The organism is Candidatus Neomarinimicrobiota bacterium (assembly GCA_022560655.1).
Lineage (GTDB): Bacteria > Fidelibacterota > Marinisomatia > SCGC-AAA003-L08 > TS1B11 > JADFSS01.
In genome coordinates, this window is the sequence record JADFSS010000001.1 from 12,536 (window position 1) to 32,953 (window position 20,418).

Consider the following 20,418-nt stretch of genomic DNA (forward strand, 5'->3'; position numbering starts at 1 on the left):
GATGCCTGATCGAGAAGTATGACGAAATGTCATGCTTCCGATCACTGGCAGGTAATTATGTCTGTCCTGGGAGCTGGGTCAGGTTGCAGGCGGGCCCTGTTCGGACTCCTCTGCGAGGGTGATGTCCGAGTCGTTGGTATCGGCCAACTTCTGGGTGAAGAAAAGATTCTTGCCACGGGCGCTGATGTGAATGTGTCCGCCCTCAACAAACTCCTTGGTGAGGAACTTCTCGGCGATCACATTTTCAATTATGTCCTGAATAACTCGGCGCATGGGCCGCGCGCCAGACGATTTGGTGTATCCCGCTTGAATTATCCGCTCTTTAGCGGCCTTGGTCAATGTACAGGTAACCCGCTTGCTGGCCAAATTCTTGTACAGATCCTGCAGCTGCAGGTCAACAATCTGATAGAGGTCCTCCTTGGTCAAGGAATTGAACACGACGATCTCATCAAGTCGATTAAGGAATTCGGGATTGAACAGGCGCTTCACCTCCACCATGATATCCGCGTGTATCTTCTCATCCGATTTTTCGTCGCCGGAGGCAAAACCGTAGCCACCGCTTTCCATACCGCGAGTCCCCAGATTGGAGGTCATTATGATGACGGTATTGCGGAAATCGACCCGACGGCCCAGACCATCTGTAAGGAAGCCATCATCGAAGATTTGAAGAAGAATATTAAACACATCCGGGTGCGCCTTTTCAATTTCATCAAAGAGCACCACGCCGAACGGATTGCGTCTTACCCGTTCCGTCAGCTCGCCACCTTCCTCGTAGCCAACATACCCCGGCGGTGCACCCACTAGGCGGGAAACATTGAAGCGCTCCACATACTCGGACATATCAAACTTGATGAGGGCCTCATCGTGGTTGAACATGTGCCGCGCGAGCACCCTGGCCAGTTCCGTCTTGCCCACACCCGTCGGGCCCAGGAAAATGAATGTCCCGATAGGATGGCGGGGATCCTTAAGCCCTGTGCGGGCTCGCTGGATGGCCCGGCCAAGGGTCTTGACGGCTGCTTCCTGCCCAATGACATACTCCTGAAGCACATCACCGATATGCAGAAGCTTGTCCATCTCCTTCTCAGCAACCCTGCTGACGGGAATTCCGGTCATCATGGCCACGGTATCGGCGATGTCGTTCTCCTGCACCGTGGGCCAGTCCTGGCTTTCGTCCTCCTCCCACTGACGCTGCAAATGCTCAATTTTCTCAAGTAGTTGCCGCTCCCTGTCCCGCAGTTTGGCAGCCTGCTCAAAATCTTGTTGAGATACAACCTGTTCTTTTTGCTTCCGAATGCCGTCAACTTCCTCCTCAAGCGAGAGAAGTTCCTGAGGCACCACCAGATTATTGATGTGAACCCTGGCGCCGGCCTCATCCAATACATCTATGGCCTTGTCGGGCATGAACTTGTCGGTTATATAGCGATGACTGAGTTCAACGCAGGCTTCAATGGCATCGTCAGAATAGTTGACATGGTGATGTTGCTCATACCTTTCTTTCAACCCCTGCAATATGAGCTTGCAGTCGTCCAATCCTGGGGGTAATACCATGATTTTCTGGAAGCGCCGCTCCAGCGCACCGTCCTTCTCAACGTAGCGCCGGTACTCGTCAAGAGTCGTGGCGCCAATAATCTGAATCTCACCCCGGGAAAGCGCCGGCTTGAACATGTTAGCTGCGTCCAGCGATCCGCTGGCGCTGCCCGCGCCCACGATAGTGTGGAGCTCATCAATAAACAAAATAATATCCTTGGCCTCTTCCAGCTCGTGCATTAGGGACTTGAGCCGCTCTTCAAATTGGCCGCGATATTTGGTACCGGCCACTAGCGCGCCCAGATCGAGGGCCAGCACCCTCTGGGCATACAGGACGCGAGGCACTTTGCGCTCGATGATCCTGGTCGCCAGTCCCTCAACGATCGCCGTTTTCCCCACGCCAGGCTCACCGATAAGGACCGGATTATTTTTCTTACGTCGGGCCAGGATTTGGGCCACCCGCTCGATTTCCTGCACTCTGCCGATCACCGGGTCGAGGGCCGAGGCCGTGGCCATTTCGGTGATATCGCGGCTGAAATGATCGAGGGTTGGCGTTGTTGACTTTTTCGCCTTGCGGGACGGTTTCCTTAGCTGGGCCGTGGATTGCATCTGAACCAGGACTCGCTGCTTGATGGAAGCATAGTCGATACCAAAGCGAATCAGAATCTCGCTGGCCACACCCTCGGTTTCCTTGGCGATGGCCAGCAGCAGGTGAGTGTCATCACCCAGCTCCTGGTTGAAGCCCCGCGCTTCGGAGAAAGTGGTGCGCAAAATCCGCTCCGCCCGCCGGGTTAGAGGGAGATGTCCCAGCGCCATGGTTCCGCCGGAGGAGCGCACCATATCCTCAATCTCCGCGCGCAGCTCCGTGATGTCGCCTGCCAAAGCCGTCAGAATGTCGTAAGCGGCGCCGCCACCCTCCTTGATAATGCCCAGCAAGAGGTGCTCGGAACCGACGTAACTGTGCCCCAAGCGAATAGCTTCCTCCTTGGCGCTCTTGAGGACATTTTGGACTCGTTTGGAGAAATTTTCTTTCATACCAAATTGAGCATCCAGCTCGAATCTAATTTAGCCCCTGGGGTCTGAGCCATCAACCTCCGGCGTCAATTTAATGACTCCGGCGTGCAAATATAGTCGGCGTCCCGCCTTTGATGCAAGGGACTCGCTATGGGTGGCGATAAGAAATGTCTGGCCGTGGTCACGCTGCAGTTGCTCAATCAGACTCATCAGGATGGCTCCGTTGGCTGCATCAAGGTTTCCGGTTGGCTCATCTGCAAGTACGATGCCAGGCCGGTTAACCAGGGCCCGGATAACCGCCGCCCTCTGGCGTTCTCCACCGGAGAGCTGACCGGGGAAGTGCCGGCGCCGTTCCACCAAACCGGTGAGCTCAAGCAGATTTTCCAGGTAAGAAGTATCCAGCTGGCTGCCACTTTGATCCAGCCACAATGGGAGTGCCAGATTTTCCCACACGGTAAGTTCAGGCAGCAGGTGATGGAATTGAAACACGAAGCCAATGTGGCGGTTGCGGAATTTTGACAGGGCGTCATCCCCCAGCGCGCCCATATCTTGGCCGTTTATCTGCACATGTCCCTCATCGGGAATGTCCAGGGTGCCGAGAATATTGAGCAGCGTTGACTTGCCACTGCCGGAGGGTCCCATCAGGGCAACAATTTCACCCCGCTCCACGGTCAGCGAGGCACCCTTCAGAATCTGAAGGCGCTGGCCATCCACGGCGAAACTTTTGTGGATATTTTCGGCCTTGAGCACTACACCCTACTTTTCATAATTGACCGCCTGGGCCGGTGAAATCGATTCGGCGTACCGGGCAGGATACCAGGCCGCAACCAAATTCATGGTTAGTGCTCCGGCCATCACGATCAGCAGGTCCATCCACCGCAGCACCATCGGCAAGGCACCATCGGCAGCGAGCCCGCCGGGTCCGGGAATGAACGATGTCGCAGCCTGCAGGAGCACGGTAGCGGTACCCAGCCCAACTCCCATGATGACGCCGGTCAGGCCAATCAACAGACCCTGGCGCAGGAACAACGCCCTGACGAAGCGGCGGCTGGCACCCAGCGATCGCAGAATGCCGATCTCACGATACTTTTCCATAACCGACATAACCATCGTACTGGTGGCGTTAAAAGATGCCACCAGGATAATCAAGAACAGGACCGCGGTACTACCCAGCTTCTCCATTTTCATGGCCGTGAGCAGAGCGGCGTGATCCGTTTCCCACGTGCGGAGGGACCACGCGCCATCCTGAAGCACCTCCTCGGGCAACACCTTGCCCGCATCGTAAGCTCCCGATAGCGCAAGACCACTGTAACTCGCCAGTCGAGGCACGAGCGCCTCGGCGGATGCGAAGTCGATGAAGATGAAGGCCTCGTCAAAATTCAATATGCCGATGTCGAAAATGGCCTGGACCGTGGCAGTCAGCTGGGGTGGCGTGGGATCAGTCAGGGCAATATCCAGGGGTGACAACAGTCGCAGATCGTCCCCCGGGAGCAGACCCAGCCTGTTGGCCAGCAGCGATCCAATGATGACGCCGGGCCCGTCAACGGTATAGGGCACCGCCTGGCTCACGGCATCGGCAAATGCTGCCTGGCGGGCGTCCAGGTCGGAGACAATGCGGGCCGTCACCAGCCGGTAGTCGTCGCCGTACTGAACCACCAGCTTGCGTTCGGCATAGGGCTGGGATTCGATGCCCGCAGCGGCCAGGGCCGCCTTTGCCAAAACCGCATTGGCCTGCGAAGAGCGAGGCAACAGGACCGCTTCCTCTTCAAACATTTCCAGGCTGTGCCACACATCGGACTCGAAACCGTTGAGAATGGAAAGGGTCAATATGAGGACGGCAGACCCCGCGGCCACACCTACCACGGAGACCAGGGTACTCAGGTTCAGCCGGCGTCCCTCATGCCGCCACAGCAGCAGACGCAGCGACAAGGCCCAGGGGCTATTCATAGCGCAGCGCTACGGCTGGCCTCACGTTCGCTGCCCGCCAGGCCGGCCCCGCAGCAGCCACCAGCGAGAGAGCAAAGGCCAACGCAGGTATCACCACCAATGCCTGCCACGACCATTGGATAGGCAGGGCATCCATGAAATAGATGTCTGAATTGAGGGCCAGCAGACCGTATCTCATCTGCAGAACGCCAAGGACTAATGCCAGCGCCGTGCCTCCCAGCCCACCCACAAGCCCCACCGCGGCCCCCTGATAGAGAAATATTTGCTGGATATGCCGCCTGCTGAATCCCAGGCTACGCAGGATGCCGATGTCGCGCTGCTTCTCCACCACGACCAAGCCCAGTGTGCTGAAGATGTTCACCAGGGCCACCAGGGCGATAAAGCCAAACACCATCAGGATGGGGGTTTGCTGCCCCTTAAGCCACTGAAACAGGTTGGCGTGGCGCTGCCGCCAGGATGTCAGGTAGTAGGGAAAGCCCAGCTGCCGCTCGAGTCGATCGCCCACGTCGTCAGCCTCCTGGCGGTTGGTCACGTTGATGATAGCCATGGAGGGGTTGCCAACCTGTCCGAAAAGTGCGCTAGCGGCATTCAAGGAGGTAAAGGCCAGCAGCTGGTCATACTCCACCATGCCGGAGCGGTAGGTCGCTGCCACCGTGAACTCGCGGCCGCGAATACCCTGCTGTCCCAGAAGGTAGGTGATGTCCAGGAGAATGACTCGGTCTCCAGGGGCGGCCTGAAGCAGCTGGGCCTGCTTTTCGCCGAGCACAATAGAGCTGGTATCGCCCGGGGCGGGCAGTGCGCCGGCAGTGATGAAGCCGTCCAGATTCAACGCCGCGGCCAATTGCTCCAGATCGGCGCCCAGCAGCAGAATGCCGTCGGAGCGGCTCCCATGGCGCACCAGAGCGTGGCGGGCAATGAAAGGAACGACCTGGGTAAGTTGGGGGTCGTCGCGCAAGGTCTGCAGCAGTGAATCGGGAAGGGGCACATCTTCGCCCAGGGCATTGGCAAGCCGCAGGTGGCCGTCCATCCCGGCGACTTTGACCGCCACCTCGTTTTCAAAACCGCGCACGGCACTCAGGGTGAGGATGAGAGCCGCCACACCGATCGCCAGGCCCGCCATCCCCATGTAGCCGATGAATGATATGAAGCCGTAGCTGTGGTGGGCCCTGAGATAGCGCCGGGCAATCAGCCGCTGAGGGGTCACGGCTGGGCTGGACGCATCGCCGGGAATAGAATCACATCCTTGATGGACTCCTGCCCGGTAAAAAGCATCACCAACCGGTCAATGCCGATCCCTACCCCGCCGGCAGGGGGCATCCCGTACTCCATGGCGGTCAGGAAATCTTCGTCCACCACCTGGGCCTCCTCATCGCCGGCCTCCCGCAGGCTGGCCTGTGCCTCCAGCCGTTCACGCTGGTCCAGAGGATCATTCAGTTCGCTGAAGGCGTTGGCGAATTCAATGCCGGCGATGAACAGTTCGAAGCGCTCCACCAGGTTGTCGGTCCCACTGCGGTGGGCTTTGGCCAGCGGAGAGATAGCCCTGGGATAGTCCACCACAAAAGTGGGCTGAATGAGCTGGGGCTCGACCAGCAGGCTGAAGATCTTGTCCAGCAGCTGACCGTAGTTGAGACCCTTGGATACGTCCAAACCATGGTCCCGGGCCACGCCATAGAGCACCTTGACATCCGTCACTTCGCGGAGGTCTTCACCAGCATGCTCCTGGAGCAGATCAAACAGGGGCGTCCGTGCGAAGGCGGGCTCGAAATCCAGCTCATGGCCGCGATAGTTGAGCCGGGTCAGGCCCAGCTCTCCCGCCAGCGTCTTGAAGAGCTGCTCGGTGAGGGCCATCATATCATGATAGTCCGCATAGGCCTGGTAGAATTCCAGAGCCGTGAACTCCGGGTTGTGGTAGCGATCCATACCTTCATTGCGAAAATCTTTGGCCATTTCGTAGACCCGCTCAAAACCCCCCACCAACAGCCGCTTCAGGTAGAGCTCATCAGCGATGCGGAGATAGAGGGTCTGATCCAGTGCATTGTGGTGGGTGGTAAACGGACGAGCTGATGCTCCCCCATATTGGGGCTGAAGCGCAGGGGTCTCCACCTCGAGGAACCGGCGTTCGTCCAGAAACTGCCGCACCAGGCGGATGATCCGGGCGCGCTTCACAAAGACCTGCTTGACCTGAGGGTTGGCAATCAGGTCGAGGTACCGCTGGCGGTAGCGGTTCTCCTTATCCTCGAAGGGGTCGAAGACCTCCCCCTCCTTCTGCTTCAGATTTGGGAGCGGTCTCAGAGACTTGGCCAGCAACTCCAGAGCCCGCGCTTCTACGGTGATCTCACCCGTTTTAGTGCGGAAAACCCGCCCCTGCACACCGATGATATCGCCCAAATCCAGACGCTGGAACAGCTCCGTATAGGTTTCCTGGCCCACATGGTCCACTTTCACATAGACTTGCTGCAGGCCGGTCTCGTCTTGCAGGTGGGCGAAGCTGGCCTTGCCCATGCGCCGCATGGAAACGACGCGGCCGGCAACGGCAACATCGGCGGGAAAGGCGCTGTCGTCCAGACCCTGAAGGTCGGCGCTCCGGTGGGTCACCTCGAAGCGATAGGGGTAGGGATTGACCCCACTCGCGCGCAGCTCGCGGAGCTTCCTCGTGCGGATGATGCGGATCGCGTCGAGCGAGGACTGCGGCTGACTCATTTACCCGATCCCTTGGCCGCCGCTTCGACGGGAGTGCCCGCGGCAGCCCTACCGGCCACATTTTGCAGCAGATAGGCGCGTATAAAGCGGTCGATATCCCCATCCATGACCGTCTGAATATTGCCAGTTTCCTCCAGGGTGCGGTGGTCCTTGACCATCGTATAGGGATGGAACACGTAGGATCGAATCTGGCTGCCCCAGGCTACGTCTTTCTTGGTATCCTCCAACTTTTGCCGCTCGGCCTGCCGCTCCTTGCGGCGCAAGTCGTAGAGCCGGACCTTGAGAATGCGCATCGCTGTGGCCTTGTTTTTCATCTGGCTGCGCTCGTTTTGGCACTGAACGACGATACCCGTGGGCAGGTGAGTGATGCGCACGGCGGAATCGGTCTTGTTGACATGCTGGCCACCGGCGCCGCTGGAGCGGTAGGTGTCGATGCGTAAGTCCTTGTCATTGATGGATATGTCCACGTCATCACCACCCGCAGGGTAGACGAAGACTGCGGCAAAGGAGGTATGTCGGCGTGAATTTGCGTCGAAGGGTGATATTCGCACCAGGCGATGGACCCCGCCTTCGGCCTTGAGGTGACCAAATGCCCGCTCACCCTTGACCTCTACGGTGACGTCTTTGAGGCCCGCCTCCTCGCCCGGTTGGTAGTCGAGAATCTCGTACTGGAAGCCGCGGCGCTCCATCCACCGCAGGTACATCCGCTGGAGCATCGCAGCCCAATCCTGTGACTCGGTGCCGCCTGCGCCGGGATGAATGGTGAGGATAGCGTCCTTGGCGTCGTCTGGGTCGCTGAGCAGGTGCAGCACCTCGGCTTCATCTAGAGCCGTGGCGTAGCCCTCCAAGGCCTCGGCGGCTTCCGCCGAGACATTGCCACCCCCTTCCTCCTGGGCCAGCTCCAGGTGGACCTCTACCTCCTCGTGATGGGAGGCCAACTCCGCCCACATCTGCAGCTCCTTTTCCCAGCTGCTGATCTGCTTGAGGATACCTTGGGCCTTGCCCCGGTCATCCCAGAAACCCTTCCCGGTGGTTAGGCGTTGGTAGCGAGCTATATCGCTCCGGAGTGATTCCAGGTCAAAGGTACCTCCACAGTTCCTGGAAGCGGATCTCCCTTGATTGAAACCCTTCGCGGTAGGCTTCCAAACTTTGTCTTGTCCGGGTTTCGCTTTTGATCATGACGTCAACTCCTGTACCGGAGTTTAATCTACTGCCTCCTGCCAGGCAACGGCATCATGGCGTATGAAGCGGCCCAGGCCCACAGAGCTTATTCCCCGCTACTTACGAATATGTACTTGTTCAGCTGCCCGCGCAGGTCGGACTCATCCAGATTTCGGTTAAAGTGACCATCAATGGCCAGCGATATCTGGCCTGTCTCCTCAGACACAACCACCACGATAGCATCGGATTCCTCGGTGAGGCCCAGGGCCGCCCGGTGACGGGTCCCCATATCCGGGCCCAGCGTATCGCTCTCGCTCAGCGGGAGAATGCATTGGGCCGCCTCAACGATCTCATTTTGAATGACCACCGCACCATCATGTAGGGGAGAGCCGGGATTAAAGATGGAGACCAACAGCTCTTTGGATACCTCAGCGCGCAGAGGCATGCCCTTTTCCTTATAGCTGCGCAGGCCGCTGTCCCGTTGAAGGACCATCAGCCCCCCCCACTTGCGGCTGGCCAGCTCCAAGCTGCTATCTACGACCGCGTCGATGGTGCGACTGCCCGATACACGGAAGATGCCCCGGATGACCGGCGTTTGGCCAATGTAGATAAGCATGCGGCGCAACTCCGGCTGAAAGAGAATGACAAATGCCACCACCCACACCGTCTGCACCTGGCGCATGAGCCACGAAAAGGCATTCATGTTCAGTAGCCGGGCAACCAGGGTGAGAACCAGCAATAGCACCAATCCGACCAGCATCTGACCGGCCCGGGTGTTCTGGAAATACCGGTAGAGTGTATAGAATACGAACGAAACGGCGGCGATGTCCAGGATATCAAAGAGTGAAATGGGCAGGAAACCGATGCGAAAGAGCTCCAGGTTCATGCCTGGCCCACCAACCTCTGAACCACCAACCGTGATTTGACGGCGGGTAGAACGTCGTGTACGCGTAGGATGTCTGCGCCATTTGACATGGCGATAGTCCCGGCAGCGACAGACTCCTCCAGTCTCTCCTGGGGTGTTCTGCCCAGATCGCTCTGCAAGAACGATTTGCGCGAGGCTCCTACCAGGATGGGACGGCCAAAGACGCGCAGCTCCCGCAAACGTCTCAAGATGGCATAATTGTCTTCGCGCCGCTTACCGAAGCCAATGCCCGGATCGATAATGATTTGCTCCTCTTTGATGCCGGACTTTACTGCCAGCGCCAGGCGCTCATCGAAAAAGCTGTGCAGGTCGTCCATAAGCAGGCTATAATATGGCTTCGTCTGCATGGTTTTGGGCTCACCCAGCATATGCACGATAACGTAGGGGCAGCCGGCATCAGCGACGACCCCCAAGATCGGAGGATCGAACCGGCCGGCGGTTACGTCGTTAACCATGAAGGCGCCGGCTCGCAGGGCCTCCCGTGCTACTTCCGACTTCACGGTATCGATGGAAATGGGACGGTCAGTTTTTTCACGCAGGCCGGAAATGATCGGCAATACGCGGGTCAGCTCTTCTTCCGGTGGCACCGGATCCGACCCCGGGCGGGTCGATTCACCACCCACATCAATGATCTCCGCGCCCTGCTCCAGGTGTTCCAGACCATGGGTCACCGCCGCGCTCACATCACGGTAGGCGCCACCCTCGCTGAACGAATCGGGGGTGGCATTCACAATGGCCATGATGAGCGGGTGGTGGCTGGGATCCTCGGATAGGGTCGCGAGAACGGGATCGATCCGCCGGTCACCTTGCTTTGTACGGCGCAGGAATTCTTCAATCTGGCCCGCAAGAGCCTTGAGACCAAACGGCTGTGCCTTCAACTTGGTTTTCAGTGTGGCTAACTGCCGGCGGGTAGCCATGATAATCACGTCCTGGGGCTCCGGGTCGCCCAGAATAACCGTTTGGCTGGTTGCGCAGTCACCCCCAATGCTGAGCAGCTCCTGCTTGAGTATGTTGGCCGCAGGGGACTTCAGTGTGCGAACCCGCAGGACATGGAAATGAGACTTGGGCAGCATGATGCCGATGCCCCCTTTGTCCACCTGCAGCGATTCAAATTCTTGGGCCAGCTCCTCGGGCGAGGGGGCGATGATCTCCCTGATACTGCCCACGAGTGCGTTCAGTTGCTTGGCTTGGGGGACGATGCTCTCTTTCGGCGAGTGGGAGCCTTCCGGGAATTAGAGTTTGGCTTGGAGGCGGAAATGGGCGCGTGCCCGTCTTTGGCTGAAACTGTGGCACTCCTGGGAGTTTTCTTGCGGCGGCCTTTGGTTGCGTTCTTGCGCTGACCATTGCGGTTAACGTGCTGAAGCGCCTCTCCTGCAAACAGCCGGGGGATGTCATCACCGTGGATTGTCTCATGCTCCAGCAAGGCTTTCGCCAGTAGTTCCAGCTCCTTCCTGTGCTCTGTGAGGAGCTGCATGGCCCTCCTCCCGGCGGCGGTCAGGAAATCGCGTATTTCGCCATCAATTGCCCGGGCCGTGGCCTCGCTGATACTTTTATGCTGCTGAATATCCCGCCCCAGGAAAAGTTCCTGATTAGTCTTACCAAGGGTCGTGGGCCCCACCTTCTCGCTCATTCCCCACTCTACCACCATGCTGCGGGCGAGGTCTGTGGCCATCTCCAGATCGTTGCCAGCGCCCGTCGTCAATTCATTGAAAATGAGTTGCTCAGACGTCCGCCCCCCCATAAGTATGTCGAGGCGACCTCGCAAATAGGTGCGGTTATAGTTGTGCTTGTCATCCAGCGGCAGTTGCGCTGTGAGACCCAGGGCTCTACCCCGGGGAATAATGGTAACTTTGTGCAGCGGATCGGCCTGCTCAGTGTAGTAGGCCACCAAGGCGTGGCCGGCCTCGTGGTACGCGGTAATCTTGCGTTCCTCGTCGGTAAGGATGATACTCCTGCGCTCAGTGCCCATCATCACCTTATCCTTGGCCGCCTCGATATCCTCCATGCCCACCTTGTTCTTGTTCTTTCTGGCGGCGAGCAGTGCGGCTTCGTTCACCAGATTGGCCAGATCGGCCCCTACCAGTCCAGGGGTCGAACGCGCCACGATGGAGAGATCTACATCCTTGGCCAGAGGGATATCCTTGGTGTGGACTTTGAGAATCCCTTCGCGTCCCTTTAGGCCGGGTGCATCCACTACAATTTGGCGGTCAAACCGGCCGGGCCGCAGGAGCGCATTATCGAGTACATCGGGGCGGTTAGTGGCCGCAAGAAGGATGACATTTGTATCGGTGTCAAAGCCGTCCATTTCCACCAGCAGCTGGTTAAGGGTCTGCTCGCGCTCATCGTGGCCGCCACCCAGCCCAGCGCCACGATGCCGCCCAACTGCGTCCAGCTCATCAATGAAAATAATGGCCGGCGCCTGTTTTTTGGCCTGCTCAAAGAGATCCCGGACGCGGCTGGCACCTACGCCAACGAACATCTCAACAAAGTCGGCGCCCGACAGGTTGAAGAAGGGCACATTGGCTTCGCCGGCCACCGCCCGGGCCAGTAAGGTCTTGCCCGTCCCCGGAGGCCCCAGCAGCAGCGCACCCTTGGGAATCTTGCCGCCCAGGCGGACGAAGCGTTTGGTATTTTTCAGGAAATCAATAATTTCAGTCAGCTCCTCCTTGGCCTCCTCAACTCCGGCCACGTCATCGAAAGTGATTTTGGGCTTATCGGGGGCCACGATCTTGGCCCGGCTCTTGCCGAAACTGAAGATATTACCCTGTCCACCCATTCCGCCCTGCATGCGGCGCATGATGAAGAACCAGAAGAACACGATGAGCAGAATGGGCCATGCGCTCCAGAGATAGTCGAACCAGCCGGGGCTTTTATCCTTGAATTCGAAGCGGAGTCCCCGCTCCTTCCAGCTGCCTACCAGCTCACTATCAACATAGGGGAGAATGGTCTCAAATTTCTCATACTGTCGCGTCTGTCCCCCATCGGCCGCCTCCACCAGCGGCTCCCTGAAGATGCCCTTGAAGTTGTTCCCGGTGATGGTAGCCGAAGCCACCTGCCCGTTCTCCACGTACGTTTCCAATTCGGTGAACGTGGCCTGTTTGATATTGCCATCGGATGAGAATATGCTGGCAAGCAGGAAAGCCACCAGAACGATGGCCATCCATCCCAGGGATGTCTTCAGGGCGCGGCCCATCTGAAAGCCGGGCTGCGAGCGCTGTCCTGGCGTTCCCTTGCCGTCCCGGCTGGCGCCGCGCTCCCCATTGGACTTGCGGGGACCGCCGCTCTGGCCGGCATTACGTTTGGGACCACGCGGTCCCTTGGGCTGGGTCGGCCGGCGCTTTTTCCCACCGTCACTATTTGGCATCTCGGTTTTCCTTAAAGGCATATACCGATTCCAGGCCACGCAGCTTCTGGTCCACATCCAGCCCGTAACCTACTACAAATCGGTTGGGGATGTTAAATCCAACATAATCAATCGGAAAGTCCAAATTTGCAACCTCATGCTTAAGCAGTAAAGTTACGAAGGTCACGGAGGTAGGTGCGGCCTCTTCCAAGCGCCCCCGCAAAAATTTGATGGTCAGACCCGTGTCCACGATGTCCTCCACCACCACCACGTCCCGGCCGGTGATATCGGCGCTGATATCCTTGAGCAGCCGTACGGTGCCCTGGCTGGACGTTTCGCTGCCATAGGAGGAGAGCTTGATGAAATCCACCTCCGCATCGGAATCCAACTGCCGCATCAGATCGGCCATAAAAATAAATGAGCCGTTCAGAACACCAATGAATATGGGCGAGTGGCCGCGAAATCGCTCGCCTAACTCTGCGGCCAGTTCGGACACCCTCTTTTGCAGCTGCTCTTTTGTTATGAGCAACTCCAGCGCCTGCCCCCCGTGCTGGCTGGATGCCGGTACGGTCAATTCCTGGGGTTCTGTGTCCGCCACTCAATGCTCCAATCGCCACGTTGCCAGTGTTGCCGCGGCCGACTCAGCCCCGGCACCCAGATAACTTGATCCCGCGATGATACGATCAGCGGCCAAAGGTCCTTGTCCAGTCGACTCAGCTGGGCGTCAATAAATATGTCACTCACCAGCTTGGGGCGTCTGCCAGGGGCGGCAGGAGCACGATCACCCGCGCGCCAGGGACGGAGCCAAAGCCTGGTCGCCGGGCGGCGCGACGTAACTCGCCGGACCTGAAAAACATGGCGGCCCCAGCTAATATTGCCTCCCTCCAGTGCTTTGCGGGCAGGGGGACGGACCTGCTCCACCTGATACAAAATAATCCGGCCCCGATCCTTCAGAGCCTTGATACCCTTGGTAAGCTCAAAAACCTTGCCGCCGACACTTTTCCGGACAAATTGGCGGAAGTTCTGCCAGAAAGGAGTACTCAAGCGAATCGTGAGCTCCCATTCCCGATCGACCAACTTCCCCACCGCCAGTTTGAAGACATCCGAATCCGCAGCCAGCAAAGGCTCTACCGGCCACGACACCGTGCGCGGAACCGCTCCCGGGGTTGCCAGATGCACCAGTTCATCGGCCACTTCACTGCAGGCGGTTTCATAGCGCTGTGCCAGCTGGGCAATGCCCAGCAAACTTTCCCTGGCGGCGTCATCCTCCCTGACCAGAGTTGCCATTACGCCGTGCCGCAGCCTGTTGCGCAGGAAGCGGGGATCAGCGTTGGTGGGATCCTCCCGCCACGCCAGCCCTTGGCGGAGCGCCCAGGCCCCCAGCGCCTCCTTGGTGAAAGATAATAGCGGGCGCAAGACATGCCCCCGCCGGGGACGGATGCCTGCCAGTGTTATAAAAGGGGCTTGCTGGGTCAGCCGCATAAGAACCGTCTCGGCCTGATCATCTGCGTGGTGGGCGGTGAGGATCCAGTCGGCCCCCACCTCCTGACGCATGCGCTCCAGAGCGGCATAGCGCTCCCGCCGTGCCCACGCTTCCAGTGATTCGCCCTTAAGTTCACTGGGATCGAGCGTAGCGGTCAGGCAGGGCCGGCCCAGTCCGGCGGCGAACTCTCGACAAAAGGCTTCATCCTCATCGGCGTTTGGGCGCAGGCGGTGATTGACGTGACCCAACGCCAGCGCAAGACCATGGCTCTGCGCCAGCAGCGACATACTGCCTGCCAGCACGGTGGAGTCGAGTCCACCGGAGAATGCCACCAGGAAGCGACCGCCGTCCAGAGGGATGTCCCAGCTGCGGAACGCCGGCTCGAGGAGATCGGGGTGATAGGTGGCTAACAATTGACGCCCCCCGCGGATCGGTCGAGCCACCATCAGGATTTCCTGGCGGCAGCACGGGCTGGTTTGCGCACTGCAGCATTTTCCGCTACCTCCATAGCCACAGGAGCCTCGCCATCTGCGGCGCCCAGAATGACCCCCAGCACATTCAGCGCCGCCTTGTAGCGGTTAAAGGGCGGCATGACGTAAACGCCCTGGGCGTGCTTTCTCACAATCAGCAACATCTCCTGGGCAATGGCGATCCCCTCCGAGGCGCCGCTATCCCCCGCTTTGAGCATCCGGTCCCTGATGTTTTCCGGGACGGTCATACCGGGCACTTCGTTATGCAGGAACTCGGCATTGCGGAAGGAGGCCAGCGGCAGGATGCCTACCAGCACGGGCCGCTTGAGGTCTGCTACCTCAAGCAGAAACCGGTGCAGGAGTTCCTGGTCGTAAATCGGTTGGGTCATGATGTACTCTGCGCCCTGCTCAATCTTGCGCACCAAGCGATCCATTTCGCGGTCGGGATTTTGTGCCGCCGGGTTGGCGCCCACGCCGATGGTGAAGCTGGCTTGTCCTTGCATGGAGCGGCCACCCATATCCAGACCCCTATTCAGATTCTTCAGCAGCGTCACCAGGCCGATTGCGTCCACGTCAAACACGCCCGTGGCCGAGGGATAGTCCCCCACCATGGGCGGATCACCGGTGATGGCCAAAATGTTGCGGAAGCCGTTGGTGTAGGCACCCAGCATATCGGATTGCAGGCCCAGCAGATTGCGGTCGCGACACGACGTATGCAGGATCGTCTCGATCCCAACCTCGCGCTCCAGGATCAGTCCCAGCGCCTGGGGGTTGACCCGGGCGGTGGCCCGGGGACCATCGCCGATGTTAATAACATCTACCCCGGAATCTTTGAGCAGCTGGGCCCCTTTGATGGCACCGGCCAGTCTCAGTCCCTTGGGAGGATCAATTTCCACACTGATAATGAACTTGCCTTGGGCCAGCTTGCGACCAAGGGGTGACCGCTCCTCAAGGGGCAACTCGTCGAGCGCAGTGTCCGGTTCAACGGCCACTTCCCTGATGGCCACGGTGGGCCCCTTGCCCAGTGCACGAACCGCCCCAGCCATGGACTTGATATGGTCAGGGGTCGTGCCGCAGCACCCTCCCACCAAACGAGCGCCGGCGTTCACAAAGCGCTTGGCAAACTTGGCAAAATAGTCTGGCGTGGCGAAATAAAACAGCCGGCCATCCACATACTCCGGGCTCCCAGCGTTGGGCATGACCGACACGGGGTGATCGCTCAGTGCGACGAGCCGCGTCACCACCTCCAGGAGCGTCTTAGGGCCCACCGCACAGTTAGCGCCTATCACGTCAGCCCCTTTTTCGTGCAGCACATCCACAGCTTCCTGCATGGACGCGCCACCCAGAATGCTATTCTCATCGCCGAAACTGAACTGGGCAACAATGGGAATGTGCCGGCTGACTTCACGGGCCGCTTCCAGGGCGATGGCCATTTCGCCCAGGTGGGAAATCGTTTCAATAATGATACCATCGACGCCGGCCTCCACAAGCGCCGCAATTTGCGCTCGAAACGCGCCCTGGGCCTGCTCGGGCGTGATGCCCCGGTTCTGCACAATGGGCCGGCCGAGGGGACCCACCGAGCCCAAGACATAGATCGGCTTACCAGCGACGGCAGCCCGGGCATGTTCCACCCCCAGGCGGTTGATGTCGGCCGTGCGCTTCTCCAGCCCAAATTTTTCCAGCTTGAAGGAATTGGCTCCAAAGGTGTTGGTCTCCACCACCTGAGCGCCCACATCAACGTACGCCTTGTGAATACTCTGTACCAGAGCTGCATCGCTCAAGTTGAGTTCATCGAAACAGCGGTTGACGAAAATGCCTTTCTCATACATCATGGTCCCCACGGCTCCATCGCTGATGAGCACATGGTCTTCCAGTGCGTCGAGGAACCCGGGACTCTTGTCAGGCATGGGACCCATTGCTTGGCTGGAGGTCTTGAAGATAGAGGTTGGTCTCCCGCTCCCGCCCGATGGTAGTGGGTGGTCCGTGGCCAGGGTAGACAACGATGTCAGCGGGTAATTGCATGAGCCGCTGAAGTGACTCCTGCAGCCGGGACCAGCTCCCGCCGGGCAGGTCAGTCCGGCCCACCGAATCTCGAAACAGGGTATCCCCCACAAAGCAGTTGACCCCAATCTGGTAGCTCACCCCCCCAGCGGTGTGCCCCGGCGTGGGATGAACGGCGATTTCCAGTCCACCCAGCTGCTCTGCCGATAGCACTGCCGACAGGTCTGCGATGCCAGCGGGCAACCACACGTCCACCTCGGGGGCGGCCTTTGCGGGCAGGCCGAAAAGCCGATAGGATTCGGGTAACCAATCCAGGAGCTCCTTTTCCTGCTCAGGGAAGCATACCACCGCCTGGCTCCACGCACGCAGTTCGCTAACGGCGCCTACATGGTCCAGGTGGGCATGGGTGACCAGTATGGCACCCAACCGTAAATGCTCATCGTCGAGGGCACCCCGGAGTCGCAACGCCTCGTCGCCGGGGTCAATCATGACTGCGCTGTCGGCGCCCTCCTCCCAGATCAGGTAGCAGTTCTCCTGAAACGGCCCATTCATGATGGTTTTGATCCGCACTCGTCAAACCTCGTCAAAGAACAACTCTTTGAGGCTCTGAATTTTCTCCTCGAAAGAGTGGGGGTAAAGGAACCAGGTGGCGATGGAAATGGAGCTCAGCAGCGAGTTGCCGTCCTGCGATGTGAAGGCGTAGCCGATCACCTCGCGGCCATTGCGCACCTGCAGCGTAGGTACCGCCACCACCGCGTGGTTCAAGATGCGGCCGTAGTGTCCGTGATCCCGCCCGAAGGAGAACACCTGGTTGGCGGTGGACTTTTCGGTGAGGGCAATACGGTCGTTGGCGTCCAACCGGTCGATGACCTGCTGCAAGGTCGTGGGCTCATTCACTGTCAAGTTAAAGTGGACAATATGCATGTACTGCGAGTTCACCTTGAGGGCGGAGGAGAACAGGTTCAGATCAATATTCCGAGTGGCGAACAGCTCGGCACAGTCACGGGCGTGATGGGTACCATATTGCTCACTGGAGTGTCTGCCCACTTGGGGAGAGGGTACAAAGGAAGTGTCCTGACTCAGATCATTCGAGCGCCGCACGATGACGAAGCGCCCTTCGGTGAGGTTATTTGGCGGGCGACCTTTCAGGGCGATGGTATCGATCAGGGCTGCCAGACTGTGCGTGTTACACGAAACCACCTGGATAAACTGGTCCTCGCCGTGTATCAATGTCTCGTCATTGATGCCGCGGGCATACATCTTGCCAAAGCCATATTCGCTTCCCTGGGCCACAAACCCCAGCGTGTTACCCTTAAAGCGATCGTAGTAGTCTACCTTGTTCTTGTGACCGATGCCCTTGGGGGTGCAGTCGATCACCACCGAGGCTCGCTCGATGGCCTCCTCCGCCGTAAAGTCGGGATCCAGGCCAATGCTCTTAAAGCCATCCACCGCGTCTGGGTTTACAGCCAGCCTCGCCCCCCGCTTGATCAGATCCCTGACCTTGGAGCGGTCACTGGTGAGGGGCGTATTCTTGTGGAAGGTAACCTCATCGATCCCAAGTTGATCGCGGTAGTCAGCCAGAATACCTATGAGAGGCTCCCCAATGGTTCCTGTGCCTACCGTATGAACAATCTTGCGCGCCATAATCGCCCTTGCTCCTAAGCCTGCCCCGCTCGGGCTAGGTATCCCGAATGAATTTGCGCTCCTTCAGCCAACTGCGCAAGGAGTAGCCCAGAATAACCACCCATACACTGATAATGACCGCCAGCAAGTAGCCGGAGTATCTGGGCACTACGCTCCTCCCGCGGCCCGGGCAAGAGCCCGCAGTTCCAGCTGCCCCACGTGGCGCCGGTAAAGAATGAGATGGACCAGAATGAGTGTAAAGCTTGCCAGGGAGAGCACGAATACCTTCAAAATGGCGGCCGGCTGGCTGGCCATGGCCAGCTGGGGGTGGCTCTGCACTTCGGGTGCCCACCAGTTCACAGCCGTGATGATCAGAGGAATGTCCACCACACCCAATATCCCCACGACGGCGGCGTAGCGGGAGGCCTGCTCATAGGGCCCGCCAAATTCGCGCACCATAAAGTAGCCCACAAAAATGAGAAACAGGACCAGGGTCGTCGTGAGTCGCGGCTCCCAGCTCCATGGGTGACCCCAGATGGGTGTGGCCCAGATCGGGCCGGTGACCAGTATGAGGAACGCGAACAGGGTTCCCACTTCGGCCCCAGCCAGTGCCCAGGCGTCCCAGCGCGTCTGGTTCGACTTAAGATAGACAACGCCGGCTATAGCTGAGAAAGTATAGGCCATGAACGCGTTCCAAGCCAGAGGCACATGATAATAGAAGATTTTTTGAGCCATTTCCTGATCAGGCACCAGGGGCGCGCGGTAGATTGACCAGAGATTAACCAAGGCCAGTGCAATGACCACCCCAAACAATGCCTGATTACGTCCTTTGGAATGGAAGGTATGCATCTATTGTTCCGAAATATAATCAAAGATGACGGTGCCCACTAAGACGAAGAGGGCAAAGTAGGTGAGCAGAAACATGAGCCAGAAATCCCATTCCTTCAGCGGCTGCCCGTCCAGAGCGGCGCTCGTAGCCTTAGTGGCGGCGATGAGCAAGGGCGTGAGCAGCGGGAAAAGGAGAATGGGCAGGAGGGTATCGCCTGCCGGGAGCCTGAGGCTCAGACCCGCCACCAGAGTGCCCACAGCGGCCAGGGCCAGATCCGTGACCACAAATATAGCGGCCAGAGCGAGAGGAGCCGCGAACACCGGCACGCCCAACAGCAGCCAGAACAGCGGCAGGCTGATAACCTGGACCGCCAGCAGCACCAGGAAAAAGGCTGCCATTTTGCCCAGGTAAATGGCGCTGCGGTCCACGGGCGCCGTAAGGAGCAGGGCGTAAGCATCCAACTCCTTCTCGTGCCCAAATGAACGCAGGAGCCCCAGCACGGCTGTGAATAAGTAGGTCATCCACATCAGGCCGGGAATGACGCTCCTGAACCGTGTCGGTGCCGCGTCCAGCGTAAACGCAAACAGGAGAATGACTGCAGCCGCAAAGACGAGCATGGTGGCAACACTCTCCCAGGTGCGCAGCTCAAGACGCAAGTCCTTGACAAATATTGTCCAGGTCGACATCATGGGGTCCCACCGTTTACGTATTGCGCCAGGTCGCCCTCGTGGGGCTGGGGCAAGTCTGCTTGTAAAGCCCCGCCATCCAGCAGCAACGCCCGGTCTGCCCGGGCCGCACCCCACCCAAGATGATGGCTGGTAAAGAGGACGGTCCGGTCCTGAGCGCGCCAACGCAGCATGGCCTCCGCGAGGGAATTTCGGCCATCCACGTCCAAGCTGGAGGACGGCTCGTCCAAAAGGGCAACCTGCCAATGCGACAAAGCCAGGCGCACCAGCCCGAGCCGCTGGAGCATACCCTCCGAATAGACCTGAATGGGGTCGTTCTCACGGCCGGCAAGACCGAAGTGAGCCATGCGGGCAACGAATTCGGGTTCGTCCCAATGCTGTCCCCGCAGACGGAGGCAGAGCGTCAGGTTCTCACGGGCGGTGAATTTGGGGTAGAGCCCCGGGCGATGACCAACAAAGGCGATGCCGTGCCGCCAGCGGCTGTCCGTGGTAAACATGGGCAATCCGTTCAGGCTGGCGGTGCCCGCGCCAGGGCGCATGATGCCGGCAAGAATACTGAGCAGGGTGGTCTTCCCGCTGCCGTTGCGGCCAAATAGCAGGACCACCTCCCCGGTCTCCAGAGTCAACGATAGATTCTTGAGAACGGGCCGCAGGTGGAACGACTTGCTCAGGCGCTCCGCGGTGAGGAGGGCGGCCACGGCAATCGGTG

General features: G+C 59.0%; 17 protein-coding genes. All 17 read right to left on the reverse strand.

What is annotated here, in order from left to right:
• Positions 1 to 78: 78 nt before the first annotated feature.
• The 17 genes from IH971_00045 to ccmA all read right to left on the reverse strand — a co-directional run bounded on the left by IH971_00045 (position 79) and on the right by ccmA (position 20,407).
• Positions 79 to 2,562, reverse strand: a complete 2,484-nt coding sequence (locus IH971_00045; protein ID MCH7496227.1) for an ATP-dependent Clp protease ATP-binding subunit — start codon at positions 2,560 to 2,562, stop codon at positions 79 to 81.
• Positions 2,563 to 2,592: 30 nt separating this feature from the next.
• Positions 2,593 to 3,291, reverse strand: coding sequence for an ABC transporter ATP-binding protein (locus IH971_00050; protein MCH7496228.1), 699 nt, complete (start codon positions 3,289 to 3,291; stop codon positions 2,593 to 2,595).
• A gap of 6 nt (positions 3,292 to 3,297) precedes the next feature.
• Entirely contained in the window at positions 3,298 to 4,488 is a 1,191-nt protein-coding gene (locus tag IH971_00055) for an ABC transporter permease (protein ID MCH7496229.1), read from the reverse strand.
• The gene (locus IH971_00060; protein MCH7496230.1) at positions 4,481 to 5,692 is read right to left on the reverse strand and encodes an FtsX-like permease family protein; all 1,212 of its coding nucleotides are present in this window, start codon (positions 5,690 to 5,692) and stop codon (positions 4,481 to 4,483) included. The genes IH971_00055 and IH971_00060 overlap by 8 nt, the downstream gene beginning before the upstream one ends.
• A complete protein-coding gene (lysS, locus tag IH971_00065; protein MCH7496231.1) occupies positions 5,689 to 7,188 on the reverse strand; it encodes a lysine--tRNA ligase in 1,500 nt (499 codons plus the stop codon). Before lysS ends, IH971_00060 begins: the two co-directional genes overlap by 4 nt.
• Positions 7,185 to 8,264 (reverse strand): peptide chain release factor 2, encoded by a 1,080-nt coding sequence (gene prfB, locus IH971_00070; GenBank protein ID MCH7496232.1) that lies wholly within the window; start codon positions 8,262 to 8,264, stop codon positions 7,185 to 7,187. The genes lysS and prfB overlap by 4 nt, the downstream gene beginning before the upstream one ends.
• A 191-nt stretch (positions 8,265 to 8,455) precedes the next feature.
• A complete protein-coding gene (locus IH971_00075) occupies positions 8,456 to 9,235 on the reverse strand; it encodes a TIGR00159 family protein (GenBank protein MCH7496233.1) in 780 nt (259 codons plus the stop codon).
• Complete coding sequence (folP, locus tag IH971_00080) at positions 9,232 to 10,440, reverse strand: dihydropteroate synthase (protein ID MCH7496234.1); 1,209 nt, start codon at positions 10,438 to 10,440, stop codon at positions 9,232 to 9,234. The genes IH971_00075 and folP overlap by 4 nt, the downstream gene beginning before the upstream one ends.
• A gap of 8 nt (positions 10,441 to 10,448) precedes the next feature.
• Positions 10,449 to 12,434 (reverse strand): ATP-dependent zinc metalloprotease FtsH, encoded by a 1,986-nt coding sequence (gene ftsH / locus IH971_00085; GenBank protein ID MCH7496235.1) that lies wholly within the window; start codon positions 12,432 to 12,434, stop codon positions 10,449 to 10,451.
• Between the two features lie 193 nt (positions 12,435 to 12,627).
• Entirely contained in the window at positions 12,628 to 13,191 is a 564-nt protein-coding gene (gene hpt, locus IH971_00090; protein MCH7496236.1) for a hypoxanthine phosphoribosyltransferase, read from the reverse strand.
• Positions 13,188 to 14,546, reverse strand: a complete 1,359-nt coding sequence (gene tilS, locus IH971_00095) for a tRNA lysidine(34) synthetase TilS (protein MCH7496237.1) — start codon at positions 14,544 to 14,546, stop codon at positions 13,188 to 13,190. The genes hpt and tilS overlap by 4 nt, the downstream gene beginning before the upstream one ends.
• Entirely contained in the window at positions 14,546 to 16,477 is a 1,932-nt protein-coding gene (locus IH971_00100) for a bifunctional homocysteine S-methyltransferase/methylenetetrahydrofolate reductase (GenBank protein MCH7496238.1), read from the reverse strand. Before IH971_00100 ends, tilS begins: the two co-directional genes overlap by 1 nt.
• Positions 16,470 to 17,141, reverse strand: coding sequence for an MBL fold metallo-hydrolase (locus IH971_00105; GenBank protein ID MCH7496239.1), 672 nt, complete (start codon positions 17,139 to 17,141; stop codon positions 16,470 to 16,472). Before IH971_00105 ends, IH971_00100 begins: the two co-directional genes overlap by 8 nt.
• A gap of 3 nt (positions 17,142 to 17,144) precedes the next feature.
• Positions 17,145 to 18,215 carry a hypothetical protein gene (locus IH971_00110; GenBank protein MCH7496240.1) on the reverse strand — a complete coding sequence of 357 codons (1,071 nt, stop codon included), beginning with the start codon at positions 18,213 to 18,215 and terminating at the stop codon, positions 17,145 to 17,147.
• A 147-nt stretch (positions 18,216 to 18,362) separates the two neighbouring features.
• Positions 18,363 to 19,043, reverse strand: a complete 681-nt coding sequence (ccsA, locus tag IH971_00115; protein ID MCH7496241.1) for a cytochrome c biogenesis protein CcsA — start codon at positions 19,041 to 19,043, stop codon at positions 18,363 to 18,365.
• Positions 19,044 to 19,712 carry a heme exporter protein CcmB gene (locus tag IH971_00120; protein MCH7496242.1) on the reverse strand — a complete coding sequence of 223 codons (669 nt, stop codon included), beginning with the start codon at positions 19,710 to 19,712 and terminating at the stop codon, positions 19,044 to 19,046.
• Positions 19,709 to 20,407 carry a heme ABC exporter ATP-binding protein CcmA gene (gene ccmA, locus IH971_00125; GenBank protein MCH7496243.1) on the reverse strand — a complete coding sequence of 233 codons (699 nt, stop codon included), beginning with the start codon at positions 20,405 to 20,407 and terminating at the stop codon, positions 19,709 to 19,711. Before ccmA ends, IH971_00120 begins: the two co-directional genes overlap by 4 nt.
• Positions 20,408 to 20,418 lie beyond the last annotated feature (11 nt).